Source organism: Actinokineospora sp. HUAS TT18, assembly GCF_051364635.1.
In the GTDB taxonomy this organism is placed as follows: Bacteria; Actinomycetota; Actinomycetes; order Mycobacteriales; family Pseudonocardiaceae; genus Actinokineospora.
The window spans coordinates 1,601,765-1,619,824 of sequence record NZ_CP195645.1 but is presented as its reverse complement, the minus strand read 5'-3'; the positions used below and the strand labels follow the sequence as shown (position 1 = coordinate 1,619,824).

At 73.3% G+C, this 18,060-nt stretch carries 1 protein-coding gene and 1 pseudogene; both read left to right on the top strand.

Annotation, left to right across the window (positions count from 1 at the left end; translation table 11 throughout):
* Positions 1 to 268: 268 nt before the first annotated feature.
* A pseudogene (locus ACSHT8_RS07070) lies at positions 269 to 8,131 on the top strand (amino acid adenylation domain-containing protein); the annotation flags it as partial.
* Positions 8,131 to 18,051, top strand: coding sequence for an amino acid adenylation domain-containing protein (locus ACSHT8_RS07065; protein ID WP_436498874.1), 9,921 nt, complete (start codon positions 8,131 to 8,133; stop codon positions 18,049 to 18,051). The pseudogene ACSHT8_RS07070 and the gene ACSHT8_RS07065, both read left to right, overlap by 1 nt.
* The last annotated feature ends 9 nt before the right edge of the window (positions 18,052 to 18,060 follow it).

The following is an 18,060-nucleotide window of genomic DNA, read 5'->3' as shown; positions in this document are numbered from 1 at the left end:
ATTTGGACCGGTTTGGTCCGCCCTCGCCCGCGGCCCCCACCGATCACGGGTGTCGCCACCCGTTCTTGGGACCGTAGCGGATCTCCGGTCATCCAGAACGGTCCACATCACCGGACATTGGCACGGGCTCCGGATCGCCCTGCCCGGCAGGCTGCGGAAGTGAACCGGCCACTCGGCGAAGTGGACCGGAAGTGGGGTTCGCCGGGCTGGGAGAGGTGCGATGATCGAGTTCGGAGCCGGGGCAGCGGTAGCCATCAGCGCGGAGTCCACGATCGCCGGGCTGTTCGCCGCGCAAGTGGCCCGGACGCCGGACACGCCCGCGCTGGTCTTCGAGGGGGCGACCCTCACCTACGCCGACCTCGACGGCGAGGTCGAGCGGCTGGCGGAGACCCTGCGCGAGCGCGGCGTCGGTCCCGGGCGGGTCGTCGCGGTGGCCTTGCCCCGTTCGGTGGAATTGGTAGTCAGTCTGCTCGCCGTGCTCCGCGCGGGCGGCGCCTACCTGCCGGTCGACCCGGACTACCCGGCCGACCGCGTCGCGTTCATGCTCGCCGACGCCCGTCCCGTGCTGACGCTGACGCCGGACGGGATGACCGAGGGCGAAGCGGACCTGGTGCCCGCCGACACCGCCTACGTCATCTACACCTCCGGCTCGACGGGCAGGCCCAAGGGCGTGATGGTGCCGCAGCGCGGCATCGTCAACCGGCTGCTCTGGATGCAGGCCGAGTACCAGCTCACCGCCGACGACCGGGTGCTGCAGAAGACCCCGTCGAGCTTCGACGTCTCGGTGTGGGAGTTCTTCTGGCCGCTGATCACCGGCGCGGCCCTCGTCGTGGCCAAGCCCGACGGCCACCGCGACCCCGTCTACCTGGCCGGACTGATCCGCGACGAGCGGGTCACCACTGTCCACTTCGTACCGTCGATGCTCCGCGCGTTCCTGGAGGAGCCGACCGTGCCCCCCGCCTGCACCGGCCTGCGGCGGGTCGTGTGCAGCGGCGAGGCGCTCCCCGGCGACCTCGCGGCCCGCTTCGGTGCGCTGCTCGACGCCGAGCTGCACAACCTCTACGGCCCCACCGAGGCGTCGGTCGACGTCACCTATTGGGCGTGCGACGGGTCGGAGTCGTCGGTGCCGATCGGCCGCCCGGTGTGGAACACCCAGACCCACGTGCTCGACGCCGACCTGCGGCCGCTGCCCGCGGGCGAGGTGGGGGAGCTGTACCTGGCGGGCGTCCAACTGGCCCACGGCTACCTCGGTCGACCTGCGCTGACCGCCGAGCGGTTCGTCGCGAATCCGTTCGGCGAGCCGGGTTCCCGCCTCTACCGCACCGGCGACCTCGCCCGGTGGCGCGCGGACGGCGCGCTCGACTTCATCGGCCGCGCCGACGGCCAGGTCAAGATCCGCGGCTTCCGCGTCGAACTCGGCGAGATCGAGGCCGTCCTCACCGCCCATCCCGCCGTGGCGCAGGCGGCGGTGTCCCTGCGCGAGGACCGGCCGGGCGTGCACCGGCTCGTCGCGCACGTCCTGGCCGACGCCGGGACCGACCTGCGCGCGTGGGCGGCCAAGACGCTGCCCGAGCACATGGTGCCCGCCGATTTCGTGTTCATGGCCGAGTTCCCACTGACCCCCAGCGGAAAGCTGGACCGCAAGGCGCTTCCCGCGCCGACCCGCTCGTCCGGCGGCACCGGCCGGACCGGGTCGCCGCGCGAGGAACTGCTGCGCACCCTGGTCGCCGAGACCCTCGGCGAGTCAACGGTCGACCTGGACGACGACTTCTTCGCGCTCGGCGGCGACAGCGTGCTGTCCATGCTGCTCGCGGGCCGCGCGCGCCGCGCAGGCCTCGCGATCACCCCGAAGCAGGTCTTCGAGCACCGCACCGCAGCCGGTCTCGCGTTGGTCGCCACCGAAGCCGAGTCCCAGGCCCCGTCGCGGCTGCCGTCGCCGAGCGCCGCCGACGCCGCCGCGATCAGCGCCCGGTACCCGTGGGCCGCCGAGACCTGGCCGTTGACCCCGCTGCAGGAGGGTCTACTCTTCCACGCCGCCTACGACGAGTCCGCGCCCGACGCCTACACCATGCAGTTCTCCTTCGACCTGCACGGACCGCTGGACACCGCCGAACTCCACGCCTCCGCCCAGGCGCTGCTCGATCGGCACCCGAACCTGCGCGCCGGATTCGTCCACACCGGACTGGAACGCCCCGCCCAGCTGGTCGCCGAGCGGGTCGACGTGCCGTGGCAGGAGATCGACCTCACCGGCCGCGACGAAGAAGTGGACCGGGTGGCGGCGGCCGAACGGGACCGGCGGTTCGACCTCGCCGCCCCGCCGCTGCTGCGGTTCACCCTGGTCCGCCTCGGCGCCGAGCACCACCGCGTCCTGCTGACCCACCACCACATCGTGCTCGACGGCTGGTCCATGCCGCTGCTCATCGACGAGCTGCTGGGCGGCGCCAAGTCCGACGCGCACTTCGTCGACCACCTGGGCTGGCTGGCCGCCCGGGACACGGCGGCGGGGGAGCGCGCCTGGCTCGATTTCCTCGACGACGTCGAGGAGCCGACCCTGATCGCCGCCGACAAGGCCCACGCCGAAACCGACTTATGCGTGGTCGACCTGCCGGAGGAAGCCACCTCTCGATTACGAGAGGCTCTGCGCGCCAACGGGATCACCCTGAGCACGGCCGTGCAGGCCGCGTGGGCGACGGTCCTCGGCAGGCTCACCGGCCGCCACGACGTCGTTTTCGGCACGACGGTGTCCACCCGCCCCGCCGCCGTCGCGGACGTCGAGTCGATGATCGGCTTCCTGATCAACACCGTGCCGGTGCGGGTCCGGATCGACCCGGCCCAGTCCGTCCGCGACCACCTCGCGGGCATCCAAGCCCAGCTTTCCGCGATGGCCGAACACCATCACGTCGGGCTCACCGACATCCAGCGCGCGACCGGCCTCGGCGACCTGTTCGACACCCTCACCGTCTTCGAGAACCACCCCGCGACCGTGGCCGCCGCCAACGTCGGCGAGCTGACCACCACCTACCCGAGCCACTACCCGCTGGGCCTCTACGCCAGCCCGGGCGACCGGCTCACCCTGCGCCTGCGCTACCGCCCCGACGTCGTCCCCGCGCCGCTGGCCCGGCGGATCGTCGGGCAGGTTGCCCGCTGGCTCACCGCCGCCGACCTCGACGCCCCGGTCGGCACCGTCGACCTGACCGACCCCGACTCGATCCGCGTTCTCGCCGCCGCCAACGACACCGCCGCGCCGATGGCAGACGACCTGGTCGAACTGCTCGGCCGCGGCGCCCCGGACACGCTCGCCGTCGTGTCCGGTGTGGACACTCTGACGCGCCGCGAGCTGCACGCCCGGGCCAACCGCCTCGCCCGATACCTGATCGACCGCGGCGCCGGGCCGGACCGCTTCGTCGCCGTCGCGCTTCCCCGCTCGGCCGACCTGGTCGTCGCGCTGCTGGCGGTGCTGAAGTCCGGCGCGGCGTACGTCCCGATCGACCCCGACTACCCGGCCGACCGCGTCCGCTGGATGCTCGAAGACGCCGAGCCCGCGCTCGTGCTGGCCACCAGCGGGTTCGCGGCCGCCGACGTGACCGCGCTCGACGACCCGCGCACCACCGACCTGATCGCCGCCTACCCCGACACCGACCCGGGCGTGCGGCCCGACCCGCGGTCCGCCGCGTACACGATCTTCACCTCCGGTTCGACCGGCAGGCCCAAGGGCGTCGTGGTCACCCGCGGCGCGCTGGTGAACTTCCTGCTGGCCATGGCGAACCTGTGCCCGCTCACCCCAGCCGACCGGCTGCTGGCGGTCACCACGGTCGCCTTCGACATCGCCTGTCTGGAGCTGTACCTGCCGCTGCTGTCCGGCGCTTCCGTCGTGGTCGCGGACAAGGAAGCCGTCCTGGAACCTGCCGCGCTGGCCACCCTCATCCGCCACTCGGGCGCCACGGTCATGCAGGCCACGCCGTCGCTGTGGCAGGGCCTGGTCGCCGAGGCGTCGGAGCAGGTGCGCGGCCTGCGGATGCTCGTCGGCGGCGAGGCACTGCCGCCCGGCCTCGCCGAGTCGATGCGCGCGCTCGGGTCGACCGTGACCAACGTGTACGGCCCGACCGAGACCACCGTGTGGTCGACCGCCGCCGATCTCGACGACCGGCCCGGCGCGCCCACCATCGGCCTGCCGATCGCCAACACCAGCGTCTACGTGGTCGACGCGGCCCTGCGTCCGATGCCGGTGGGCGTGCCCGGCGAGCTCTACATCGCGGGCGCGGGCCTGGCCCGTGGGTACCTGGGTCGGCCGTCGCTGACCGCCGAGCGGTTCGTCGCCGACCCGTTCGGCCCGCCCGGATCACGGATGTACCGCACCGGCGACCTCGTCCGGTGGAGCGCGGACGGCCGCATCGACTTCCTCGGCCGTGTCGACCACCAGATCAAGCTCCGCGGCTTCCGCATCGAACTGGGCGAGATCGAGTCCGCCCTGGCCGCGCACCCGGAGGTCGAGCGGGTCGTGGTCGTCGTCCGCGAGGACACGCCGGGGGACAAGCGGCTCGTCGCCTACGTCACCCCCGGCACGGTCGACGCGGTCGCCGCGCGGGCGCACGCCGAGAGCAGGCTGCCGGAGTACATGGTCCCGGCCGCCGTGGTCACCCTCGACGCGCTTCCCCTGACCCCGAACGGCAAACTCGACCGTTCCGCGCTCCCCGTCCCCGACCGCGCCGCGTTCCACGGCGTTGTCGGCCGCAAGCCGATCACGCCGCGCCAAGAGGTGCTGTGCGAGCTATTCGCCGAGATCCTGCGGCTGCCCGAGGTCGGCATCGACGACGACTTCTTCGCCCTGGGCGGCCACTCGCTGTCCGCGATCCGCCTCGCGGGCCGGGTGCGCTCGGTGTTCGGCGTCGAGCTGCGCATCAAGACCGTCTTCGACACCCCCACGGTCGCCGGGCTGGTCGAGGCCATCGACAGCGCGGGCGCGGCCCGCGAAGCCCTCGACCGGCGCGCGCGGCCGGAGCGGATCCCGCTGTCGTTCGCCCAGCAGCGCCTCTGGTTCCTCAACCGGCTGGAAGGCCCCAGCGCCACCTACAACATCCCGCTGACCCTGCGCCTGTCCGGCCCGGTCGACCTGCCCGCGGTGCGCGCCGCGATCGGCGACGTCGTGGCCCGGCACGAGATCCTGCGGACAGTCCTGCCCGAGGTCGACGGCGAGCCGCACCAGGACATCCTCGCCGCGGACCCCGAGGTGCACGTCGAGCCGGTCGCCGACCTCGGCGCCGCCGTCCAGCGCGCGGCCACCCTCGGTTTCGACCTGACCGTCGAGACCCCGCTGCGCGTCCACCTGTTCTCCCACGGCGACGAGCACGCGCTGTGCCTCATCCTGCACCACATCGCGGGCGACGGCTGGTCGCTGACCCCGCTGACCCGCGACTTCGCCACGGCGTACCGCGCCCGCCACGCGGGTGATGCTCCACAGTGGACCGAGCTGCCCGTCCAGTACGCCGACTACGCCCTCTGGCAGCGTGAGCTGCTCGGCGCGGGCGGCGCGCTCGAACCCCAGCTCGACTACTGGTCGAAGGCCCTGACCGGCCTGCCCGACCAGCTCGAACTACCCACCGACCGTCCCCGGCCGATTGTGGCGACCTACCGCGGCGACACCGTCGAGATCAGCCTCGACGCCGACCTGCACCGCAAGATCGCCGACCTCGGCCGCGACCACGGCGCCACCGTGTTCATGGTCGTCCAGGCGGGCCTCGCCGCGCTGCTGACCCGCCTCGGCGCGGGCACCGACGTCCCCATCGGCACCCCCGTCGCCGGGCGCGCCGACGCCGCGCTCGACGACCTCGTCGGCTTCTTCGTCAACACCCTGGTCCTGCGCAACGACACCGGCGGCGACCCGACCTTCCGCGACCTCGTGCGCCGCACCCGTGAGGTCGACCTCGCCGCCTACGCGCACCCCGACCTGCCGTTCGAGCGGCTCGTCGACGCGCTGAACCCGGCCCGGTCGCTGGCAAGGCACCCACTGTTCCAGGTGATGCTGGTGTTCCAGAACGCCTTGGCGCACGAACTGGACCTGCCGGGTCTCACCACGACCGTCGACATCGCCCAGGCCGGGGTCGCGAAGTTCGACCTCGTCTTCGACCTCGGCGAGCGCCGCGCCGCCGACGGCTCCCTGGCGGGCATCGACGGCGCGATCGAGTACAGCACCGACCTGTTCGACGCGCCGACCGTGGCGGGCTTCGCCGACGCGCTGGTGCGGCTGCTCGCCTCGGCCGCCGCCGACCCGGACCAGCCGATCAGCGCGCTTGACGTCCTGTCGCCTCCGCAGCGCGACCTCATCCTGCACGGCCTCAACGCCACCGAGGCCCCCGTCGACACCCGCCCGCTGCCCGAACTGGTCCAGCGCGTGGTGGCCGCCGACCCGGCCGCGCCCGCTGTCGTGTGCGGGACCGACGAACTGACCTACGGCGAGCTCAACGCGCGCGCCAACCGGCTCGCCCACCACCTGATCTCCCTCGGCGTCGGCCCGGAATCCCTGGTGGCACTGGGTCTTCCGCGTTCGGCGGACATGGTCGTCGCCTGGCTCGCCGTGCTCAAAGCGGGCGCCGCGTACCTGCCGATCGACCCGGCCTACCCGGCCGACCGCATCGCCTACATGCTCACCGACGCCAAGCCCGCGTTGGTCCTCACGGTCACCGACACGGCGGGCGCGTTCCCGGCGAGCGTCGTCCTCGACGACCCGGAGACGGCCGCGTCGATCGCCGCCCGCCCGGACACCGACCCGACCGACACCGACCGGACGGCCGCGCTCGCGGTGGCCCACCCGGCATACGTGATCTACACGTCTGGTTCCACGGGCAAGCCCAAGGGTGTCGTGCTGTCGCACCGGGGCATCGCCTCGGTGGCCGCCGCCCACATCGAGCGGATGGGTCTGGTGCCGGGCAGCCGGTTCCTGCTGGTGGTGTCGATCAGCTTCGACGTGTCCATGGCCGACATCGCCATGACCCTGCTCGCAGGCGCCGTCCTGGTGATCCCCGAGCCTGGCCGCCAGGTCGTGGGCACCGAACTCGCCGACCTCATCGACGGCCACGGCGTCACCCACACCGACCTCGTCGCCCCGATGCTCGCCTCGGTGCCCGCCGACCGCGACCTGCCGACGCTGCGCGGCTTCGTCGTGGGCGGCGAGGCGTGCACCGCCGAGCTGGTCGCCCGCTGGTCGCCGGGTCGCACGATGATGCAGGTCTACGGCCCGACCGAGACCACCGTCGTGGCCACCATGAGCGACCCGCTGCACGGCGCGGGCACCCCGCCGATCGGCAAGCCCATCCACAACGTGCGGGTCCACGTGCTCGACTCGACCCTGCGCCCGGTCCTGCCGGGCGTGACCGGCGAGCTCTACATCGCGGGCGGCGGCCTGGCCCGGGGCTATCTCGACCGGCAAGCGCTCACCGCCGAACGGTTCGTCCCCGATCCCTACGGACCGCCCGGGTCGCGCATGTACCGCACCGGGGACCTGGTTCGGCGGCGGCGCGACGGCAACGTGGAGTTCGTCGGCCGGGTCGACCACCAGGTGAAGATCCGCGGCTTCCGCGTCGAACTCGGCGAGATCGAGGCGGCCGTCGCCGCGCGACCCGAGGTCGCCGAGGCGGCGGTCGTGGTGCGCGAGGACCAGCCGGGCGTCAAGCGGCTTGTCGCCTACGTCCGTCCGGCGACCGTCGACGCGGCCGCGCTCCGGGCGCACCTCGGCGACGTCCTGCCCGACCACATGGTGCCCTCGGCGATCGTCGGGCTGGACACCTTCCCGTTGACCCCCAACGGCAAGCTCGACCGAGCCGCGCTGCCCGCGCCGGACCTGGCCGCGGCACCGGACTCGCGGGAGCCGCGCGACGAGCGGGAAACCGCGCTGTGCGAGGTGTTCACGCAGGTGCTCGGCCTGGCCAAGGTCGGCATCGACGACAACTTCTTCGACCTCGGCGGGCACTCGCTGCTCGCCACCAAGGTCGTCGCCCGGGTCCGCGCGGCGCTCGGCGTGGAGCTCGGCATCCGCAGCCTTTTCGAGGCCCCGACCGTCGCCCGGCTCGCCGTCGAGGTCGCCTCCGCCAAGCGCGCGCGGCCCGCCCTGGTGGCCCGACCCCGAAGGACCGTCTGATGGACAACGCCGCGATCCCACTGTCGTCCGCGCAGCGCAGATTGTGGTTCCTCAGCCGGATGGAGGGGCCGAACTCGACCTACAACAGCCCCACGGCGTTCCGGCTGACCGGCCCGCTCGACGTGGCCGCGCTGCGGGCCGCGCTCGCCGACGTCGTGGACCGCCACGAGTCGCTGCGCACCACCTTCCCCGAGCGTGACGGCGAGCCGGAGCAGGTCGTCACCGAGTCCGCGGAGCCCGTTTTCGAGGTCGTCCACCCGGAGGATCTGGCCGCCGCGCTGGAAACCGCCGCCGAGCACCCGTTCGACCTCGGCCGCGAGACGCCGCTGCGCACGGTCCTGTTCGTGGTCAGCCCGACCGAGCACGTTCTTCTCCTGCTGCTGCACCACATCGCGGGCGACGCCTGGTCGATGGCCCCGCTCGCCCGCGACCTGTCCTCGGCTTACGCCGCGCGGCTGCTCGGCGAGGCGCCGGACTGGGAGCCGCTGCCGGTCCAGTACGCGGACTACGCGCTGTGGCAGCAGGAGGTCCTCGGCGACGACACCGACCCGGAAAGCCTGCTGTCCCAGCAGCTCGAGTTCTGGAAGGCCGAACTCGCCGGGCTGCCCGAGCGGCTGGACCTGCCGACTGACCGGCCGCGCTCAGCCGAGGCCGGGACCGAGTGCGACAGCGTGGGCCTCGACCTCGACACCGACCTCCTCGCCGCACTGACGGCCCTCGGCCGCGAGCAGGGCGCCAGCCTGTTCATGGTCGCCCAGGCGGCTCTCGCGGCGTTGCTGACCCGGCTCGGCGCGGGCACCGACATCCCGCTGGGCAGCCCCATCGCGGGCCGCACCGACGAGGCGCTCGCCGACCTGGTCGGGTTCTTCGTCAACACCCTGGTCCTGCGCACGGACACCTCCGGCGACCCCGGCTTCCGGCAGCTGCTGCGCCGGGTCCGGGAGACCGACCTCGCCGCGTTCGGCCAGGCCGATGTCTCGTTCGAGCGCGTCGTGGAGGCGGTCAACCCTGCCCGCAGCCTCGAACACCACCCGCTGTTCCAGGTGATGCTCGTCGTGCAGGGTGACGACGGCCCCGGGCTGGCCCTGCCCGGGCTGGCCATCCGCGAAGAGCAGGTCCGCACCTCGACGGCCCGCTTCGACCTCACCGTCCGGCTCGACGGCGCCCGCCTGTCGGTCGACTACCGCACCGCGCTGTTCGACCGCGCCACCGCGTCGGCCATCGGCACCCGGTTGATCCGGCTTCTCGCCGCCGCCTGCGCCAATCCGGACGTCCCCATCACCGACCTCGACCTGCTCGGCGACGAGGAGCGTCACCACCTGCTCGTCGAGCGCAACGACACCACCCGCGAGATTCCCGCGCTCACCTTGCCCGCCCTGTTCGAGCATCAGGCCGCGCGGACTCCGGACGCGACTGCACTCGTCTTCGCTGGTCAAGAGTTGTCCTATTCGGACCTCAACCGGCGCGCGAACCGCCTTGCGCACAAGCTGATCGGCCTCGGTGTCGGCCCGGACGACGTCGTCGCCATGGCGATCCCGCGCTCGGTCGAGATGATCGTGGCGATGCTGGCCGTGGTGAAGGCCGGCGCCGCGTACCTGCCCATCGACCGCAACTACCCGCCCGAGCGCATCGCCCTGATGCTGTCCGACGCGCGGCCCGCGCTGCTGCTCACCACCCCCGACACCGGCCTGACCGCCGACCGCACCGTCGTGCTCGACGGCGAGGCGGGCCACCCGGAGGCCGACCCGACCGACGCCGACCGGGTCCGCCCGCTGCGCGTCACCAACGCCGCGTACGTCATCTACACCTCGGGGTCCACCGGGAAGCCCAAGGGTGTCGTCGTCACCCACCGCGGCATCGCCGCCGTGGCCGCGATCCACGTCGACCGGCTCGCCCTCGACGCCACGAGCCGGTTCCTGCTGGTGGTGTCGATCAGCTTCGACGTGTCCATGGTCGACATCGCCGCGACCTTCCTCGCGGGCGCGGCCCTGGTCGTGCCGGGGCCGGACGCGCAGGCCGCGGGGGAGGAGTTGGCGGCGCTGATCGAGGACAACGCCGTCACCCACACCGACCTCGTCGCCTCGATGCTCGCCTCCATGCCCGAACGCGACCTGCCGACGCTGCGCGGCCTGATCGTCGGCGGCGAGGCCCTTTCCGCCGATCAGGCGGCGCGCTGGGCACCCGGCCGCAGGCTCGTCCACGTCTACGGCCCGACCGAGGCCACCGTCGTCACCACCATGACCGAACCGGTCGCCGGCACCCACGCGCCCGGCATCGGCGGGCCCATCTGGAACGCGCGCGTCTACGTGCTGGACGCGCGGCTGCGGCCGGTCCCGACCGGTGTCGCGGGCGAGCTCTACATCGCGGGCGGCGGCCTGGCCCGCGGCTACCACGACCGCCGCGCGCTGACCGCCGAGCGGTTCGTCGCCGATCCGTTCGGCCCGGCGGGCGAGCGGATGTACCGGACGGGTGACCTCGTGCGGTGGTCGGCCGACGGCGGGCTGATCTTCGCGGGCCGTGTCGACCACCAGGTGAAGGTCCGCGGCTTCCGCATCGAACTCGGCGAGATCGAAGCCGCCGTCACCGCGCACCCGGGCGTCGGCCACTGCGCGGTCGTCGTCCGGGAGGACCGGCCCGGCGACAAGCGGATCGTGGCCTACGCGGTGCCTGCCGACGGCGAACTCGACGGCGCCGACGTCCGCGCGCATGTCGCCGCGCTGCTGCCCGACCACATGGTGCCCTCCGCCGTCGTCGTCCTCGACGCGCTTCCGCTGACGCCCAACGGAAAGCTGGACAAGCGCGCGTTGCCCGCGCCTTCGCTGACCCAGTCCGCCGGGCGCGCGCCGCGGACCCCGCGCGAGGAAGTGCTGTGCGGGTTGTTCGCCGAAGTCCTCGGGCTCCCGGACGTCGACATCGACGGCAACTTCTTCGAACTCGGCGGGCACTCGCTGCTGGCCACCAAGCTGGCGAGCCGCGTCCGCGCGGTCGCCGGGGTCGAACTGCCGATCCGCACCCTGTTCGAGGCGCCGACCGTGGCCAGGCTCGACGCCCGCCTCGGCTCGCAGCAGACGATGCGCCCGGAGCTGCTCCGCGTCGAGCGGCCCGAGCGGGTGCCGCTGTCGTTCGCCCAGCGGCGGCTGTGGTTCCTCAACCAGTTCGAGGACGCGCCCGGCCTGTACTCCGTGCCGCTGGCCCTGCGCCTGCACGGCGACCTGGACACCAACGCCCTGTGGGCGGCGCTGATCGACGTCGTCGACCGGCACGAGTCGCTGCGCACCACGTTCCCGGGCACCGACGAGCCGTACCAGGTCGTCAACCCGGCGCGCCCCGACTTCGTGGTGCGCACGGTCGACGACGTCGCCGCGGCGATGGCCGCCGACCTGGACCACCGCTTCGACCTCGCCGCCGACCTGCCCATCCGCGCGACGCTGTACTCGATCGGGCCGGACGAGCACGTCCTGCACATCGTCATGCACCACATCGCCACCGACGGCGCCTCCATCGCCCCGCTGACGAGCGACCTCGCCACCGCCTACGCGGCCCGCGTGGCCGGAGCAAGTCCACAGTGGACGCCACTGCCGGTCGCCTACGCCGACTACGCGCTGTGGCAACACGACTTCCTCGGCGACGAGACCGACCCCGACAGCGTGATGGCCGCCCAGACCGCGTACTGGCGGGCCGCCCTCGACGGCCTGCCCGACCGGCTCGACCTCCCCACCGACCGCCCCCGCCCACCCGTCGCGGGCAGCCGCGGCGACAGCGTCACACTGCGCATTGACCCGGCCGTCCACGAGCGGCTCACCGCCGTGGCCGTGGCGGGCGGCGCGAGCCTGTTCATGGTGCTGCAGGCCGGTTTGGCCGCCCTGCTGACCCGGCTCGGCGCGGGAACCGACATCCCGCTGGGCAGCCCGGTCGCGGGCCGCGCGGACGAGGCCCTGGACGACCTTGTCGGCTTCTTCGTCAACACCCTGGTCCTGCGCACCGACACCTCGGGCGACCCGACGTTCGCCGACCTGCTGGCCCGCGTCCGCGAGACGAACCTCGCCGCCTACGCCAACCAGGACGTCCCCTTCGAACGCCTCGTCGAGACGCTCAACCCCCAGCGGTCACTGGCCCACCACCCGCTGTTCCAGGTGATGCTCGCCCTGCGCGCCGGGGGAGACCCGGTGGTCGAGCTGCCGGGCCTGCGGGTGGAGATCGAGGACCCGGACAGCTCCTACGCCAAGTTCGACCTGTCCTTCGGCTTCGCCGAGCGCGCGGACGGCGGCTTGGACGGCAGCATCGAGTACGCCACGGACCTCTACGACCACGCCACCGTCGAGCGGATGGCAACCCGGTTGGTTCGGCTGCTGGCGGCCGTCGCCGCCGACCCGGACACCCGGATGAGCGGGGTCGACCTGCTCGACGACGAGGACCGGCGCGACCTGGCCCGGTGGAACGACACCGCACAGGAGGTGTCTGGAGCGACCTTCCCGGAGCTGTTCGCCGAACAGGCCGCGCGCACACCCGACGCCATCGCCGTGGTCGCCCGCGATGGACAGCGCACGTTCGCGGAGGTCGACGCCCGCGCCAATCAGCTCGCGCGTGAGCTGGTCGCGCGGGGAGCGGGCCCGGACCGGATCGTCGCACTAGCGCTGCCGCGGACAGCCGACCTGGTGATCGCCCTGCTCGCCGTCCTCAAATCCGGGGCCGCCTACCTGCCGCTCGACCTGGAACACCCCGCCGACCGCATCGACCACATGCTCACCGACGCCTGCGCGTTCCTCGCCATCACCGCCGACACCGTCCTGAGTGGAGTCCCAACCCTCCAGGTCGACGACCCGGCCATCGACACGCACGCCGACACCGCCCTCCCGACGACCCCGCACCCGCACCACGCCGCGTACGTGATCTACACCTCCGGCTCGACCGGCCGCCCCAAGGGTGTCGTCATCGAACACCGCGGCCTCACCAACCTTGTCGCCCACCACCGCCGCCACCTCATCGCGCCCACTCTCGCCCAGCCCACCCGTGTCGCGCACGTCGCCCGGTTCACCTTCGACGCCTCGCTCGACCCGCTGTGCCTGCTGCTGTCCGGCCACGAGCTGCACATCATCGGCGACGACCTGCGGGCCGACGCGGCGGCGCTCGTGCGGTATGTGGCCGAACACCGCATCGACTTCCTCGAACTCACCCCGTCCCACCTGGCCGTCCTCGTCGCCGAAGGGCTGCTCGACGCCGACCACGTCCCCGCCGCGCTCGTCGTCGGCGGGGAGGCGTGTGACGCGAACCTGTGGCGGCGGCTGCGTGCGGCACCGAGCGTGACCAGCCTGAACGTCTACGGTCCGACCGAGTGCACGGTCGACACCGTGTGGGCGTCGATGGCGGACTCGCCCGAGCCGGTGATCGGCAGGCCGGTCGACAACACGGCCGTCTACGTCCTCGACGGCGACGGCGCCCTCGTGCCGCCCGGCGTCGCCGGGGAGCTGTACCTGGCGGGCGCCGGGGTGGGCCGCGGCTACCTGAACCGCCCGGCGCTCACGGCGCAGCGGTTCGTCGCCAACCCGTTCGGGGCGCCGGGATCCCGGATGTACCGCACCGGCGACCTCGTGCGCTGGACCGCCGACGGACGGCTGCTCTACCTGGGCCGCGCCGACGACCAGGTCAAGGTGCGCGGCTTCCGCGTCGAACTCGGCGAGATCGAGTCCGTCCTCACCGAGCACCCCGCGATCGCCCAAGCCGCGGTGATCGCCCGCGACGACCGACTGGTCGCCTACGTCGCGCCGGGAGTCCCAACAGACCTCGACGCCCACCTGCGGCGCGCCCTGCCGGACTACATGGTCCCCACCGTCGTCGAGCTGGACGCGCTCCCGCTCAACGCCAACGGGAAGATCGACCGCCGCGCGCTCCCGGCTCCCCAGGCCGGATCCGAGGTCCGCCGTGCCCCGCGCACCGTGCACGAGGAGATCCTGTGCGGGATCTTCGCCGAGCTGCTGTCCGTCCCCGCGGTCGGCATCGATGACAACTTCTTCGCCATGGGCGGGCACTCCCTGCTCGCCACCCGCCTGGTCAGCCGCGTGCGTTCGGTGCTGGGCGTCGACCTGAGCATCCGGTCGCTGTTCGAGACGCCGACCCCGGCCGGGCTGGCGGGCGCGCTGCGCGGCGGCGACGGTGCCCGGCCGCGGGTCCGGCCGGTCGAGCGGCCGGACCGGGTGCCGCTGTCGTTCGCCCAGCGGCGCCTGTGGTTCCTCAACCAGTTCGACGACTCCGGCAGCCGCTACCACGTCCCCTTCGCTCTGCGCCTGCGCGGCGACCTCGACGTGCCCGCCCTGCGCGCGGCGATCAACGATGTCGTCGCCCGCCACGAGTCCCTGCGCACGGTCCTGCCCGACGACGTGGGCACCCCGTGGCAGCGGGTCCTCCCGGCCCGCGCGCTCGACATCCCGCTCGTCCCGCTCGCCGAGGCGGACCTGGACGCCGCCATCGCCGAGGCCATGGCCCCCGGGTTCGACCTCGCCCACGACCTGCCCGTCCGCGCGACCGTCTTCAAGCTCGGTGACGACCACGTGCTCCTGCTGGTCCTGCACCACATCGCCACCGACGGCTGGTCCATGGGCCCGCTGACCCGCGACCTCGCCGCCGCCTACACCGCCCGCCGGACCGGCGAAGCTCCACAGTGGACGCCGATGGCCGTCCACTACGCCGACTACGCCCTCTGGCAGCGCGAACTCCTGGGCGACGAGTCCGACCCGACCAGCCTTGCCGCCGAGCAGCTCGCCTTCTGGCGGACCGCGCTGGCGGACCTGCCCGACCAACTCGCGCTGCCCACCGACCGCCCCCGGCCCGCCGTCGCGGGCACCCGCGGCGGCCAGGTCCCGATCACCGTCGACCCCGCCACCCACCGCGCCATCGTGGACCTCGCGACACGCGACGGCGCGAGCGTCTTCATGGTGCTCCAAGCCGCGTTCGCCGCGCTGCTCAGCAGGCTCGGCGCGGGCCACGACATCCCGATCGGCACGCCGGTCGCGGGCCGGACCGACGACGCGCTGGACGAGATCGTCGGCTTCTTCGTCAACACCCTGGTCCTGCGCGCCGACACCGCGGGCGACCCCACCTTCGCCGACCTCGTCCGCCGCGTCCGCGAGGCCGACCTCGCCGCCTACGACCACCAGGACGTCCCGTTCGAGCGGCTGGTCGAGGCGCTGAACCCGGCCCGGTCCCAGGCACACCACCCGCTGTTCCAGGTGCTGCTCGTTCTGCAGAACACCCCCGACGCCACGCTCACGCTGCCCGGCCTGACGGTCGACGAGCACACCGTCGGCGGCCAGGTCGCCAAGTACGACCTGTCCCTCGCGCTGTCGGAGGAAGACGGCGGCCTGGCGGGCGTGCTGACCTACCGGGAAGACCTGTTCGACCGCTCGACCGCCGAGTCCCTGCGCGACCGCCTGCTCCGCTTCCTCGCCGAGGTCCTGCTCGACCCCGACCAGCCCATCACCGCCGTCGACCTCCTCGCCGACCACGAACGCGCCGCTCTGGTGCCGAGCGGCCCGGGGCCGATGGCCGTCCCCTCGGTGATCAGCCTTTTCACCGACCAGGTCCGCCGCACCCCGGACGCGATCGCGGTGTCCGGGCCGGGTGCCGAACTGTCCTATTCGGACCTGGACCGCGAGTCCAACCGCGTCGCCAACCTCCTGGTCGGCCGCGGCATCGGTGCCGAGGACGTCGTCGCCGTGACCATGCCGCGAACCCCGACCCTGGTCGTGGCCCTGCTCGGCATCCTCAAAGCGGGCGCCGCCTACCTCCCGATCGAGCCTGACCACCCGGCCGAGCGCGTCGGCCACATCCTCACCGACGCCGCCCCCACCCTGGTCCTCACCGAACACGACCTGGCCGACGTCGAGGCCGAGTCAGCCCCGGTGGACCGTGTCCGCCCGCAGGCGCCCGCCTACGTGATCTACACGTCCGGCTCCACCGGCCGCCCCAAGGGCGTCGTCGTCGACCACCACGCACTGGCCGTCTACCTCGACCGCGCGATCGGCGTCTACCCGGCCGCGGCCGACACGGTGCTGCTGCACTCGCCGATCTCCTTCGACCTCACGGTGACCGCGCTGTACGTGCCTCTGGTGACCGGCGGCCGTGTCCACCTCGCCGAACTCGACGCCGCCGACACCCGCCCGGCGTTCCTCAAAGGCACCCCGAGCCACCTGGCCGTCCTCGACGCCCTGTCCGACGACGTCTCGCCGACCGGCGAACTGATGCTCGGTGGCGAGGCTCTGCTAGGCGAGCAACTCGCCCCGTGGCGCCGCCGCAACCCCGGCGCGACGGTCTTCAACGTCTACGGCCCCACCGAGACCTGCGTCAACTGCACCGAATACCGCATCGCCCCCGACGCCGACCTGCCCGACGGCCCGGTCCCGATCGGCACCCCGCACGACTACGTCCGCGCCTACGTCCTCGACGCCCGGCTCGCCCCGGTGCCCGCCAACGTGCCCGGCGAGCTCTACATCGCCGGACCCGGCCTGGCCCGCGGCTACCTGAACCGCCCCGGCGCCAGCGCGGAGCGGTTCGTGGCCAACCCGTTCGGCCCGCCCGGCGCCCGCATGTACCGGACCGGCGACCTCGTGCGCAGGCGCCCGGACGGCAACCTGGTGTTCGTCGGCCGCACCGACGACCAGGTGAAGCTCCGCGGCTACCGGATCGGCCTGACCGAGGTCGAAGCCGCCCTGACCGCACACCCCGGCGTCACCCGCGCCGCCGTCGTCGTGCGTGAGGACAGGCTTGTCGGCTACGTCGTGGGCGACACCGCCGACCTCGACGCCCACCTCGCCCGCACCCTCCCGCCCTACATGCGTCCCAGCGCGGTCGTCACGCTCGACGAGCTTCCCCTGACCCCGCACGGCAAGCTCGACCGCCGCGCGCTCCCGGCCCCCGAGATCGACACGTCGTCGGCACGCGCGCCCCGGACCTCCCGGGAAGCGCTGGTGTGCACGCTGTTCGCCGATACCCTGGGTGTGCCCGCGGTCGGCGCGGACGACGACTTCTTCGACCTCGGCGGCCACTCCCTGCTGGCGATCCAGCTCATCAAGCGCGTCGGCGCCGACCTCGGCGTGGACCTCAACATCCGCGCCCTGTTCGAGGCCCCGACGCCCGCCGCCCTGACCGAGCTGCTCGGCAGGGACACCACGGGCGGCGCTCTCGACGTCCTGCTGCCCCTGCGCACCACGGGCGACCGGCCGCCGCTGTTCTGCGTGCACCCGGCGGCGGGCGTCGGCTGGGTCTACGCGGGGCTGCTGCGCGGCCTTGGCCACGACCAGCCCGTCTACGCCCTGCAGGACCCCGGCCTCAGCGGTGAGTCAACCGCAAGCGTCGACGATCTCGCCGCGGCCTACGTCGCCAAGATCCGCGAGCTCCAGCCGAGCGGCCCCTACCACCTACTGGGCTGGTCGTTCGGCGGCAACGTCGCCCACGCCATGGCCTGCGCGCTGCGGGCGGCGGGGGAGAAGGTCGCGACCCTTGCCCTGCTCGACGCCTACCCGGCGGGCGATACCGAGGCGCGCGGCGACGCGCTGAAGGGGCTGCTGTCGTCCCTCGGCGTCGACCCCGGCCCGGAACCGCTCGACCTGGACCGGGCCATGGCCGCCCTGCGCGCCGCGGGCAGCCCCCTCGTCACCCTCGGCGCCGACGCGGTCGCCGCCATGGCCCGCGTGTTCGCCACCAACGCCGAACTGCGCCAGGCACACAGGCCCGCGGTGTTCGACGGCGACGCGGTGTTCTTCGAGGCCACCCGCGACAAGCCCGCCGACATGCCCCGGCCGTCGACCTGGGCGCCCCACCTCACCGGGCGCGTCGACGTGCACGCGGTCGACTGCGACCACGGCTCGATGACCAGCCCCGACCCGATCGCCCACATCGCCGCCGTGCTCTCCGCCCGGCTGACCTGACCAGGAGGA

Bases quoted from the DNA above. Each gene is read 5' to 3' on its own strand.
- ACSHT8_RS07065 (WP_436498874.1), top strand. From the start codon at position 8,131: ATGGACAACGCCGCGATCCCACTGTCGTCCGCGCAGCGCAGATTGTGG.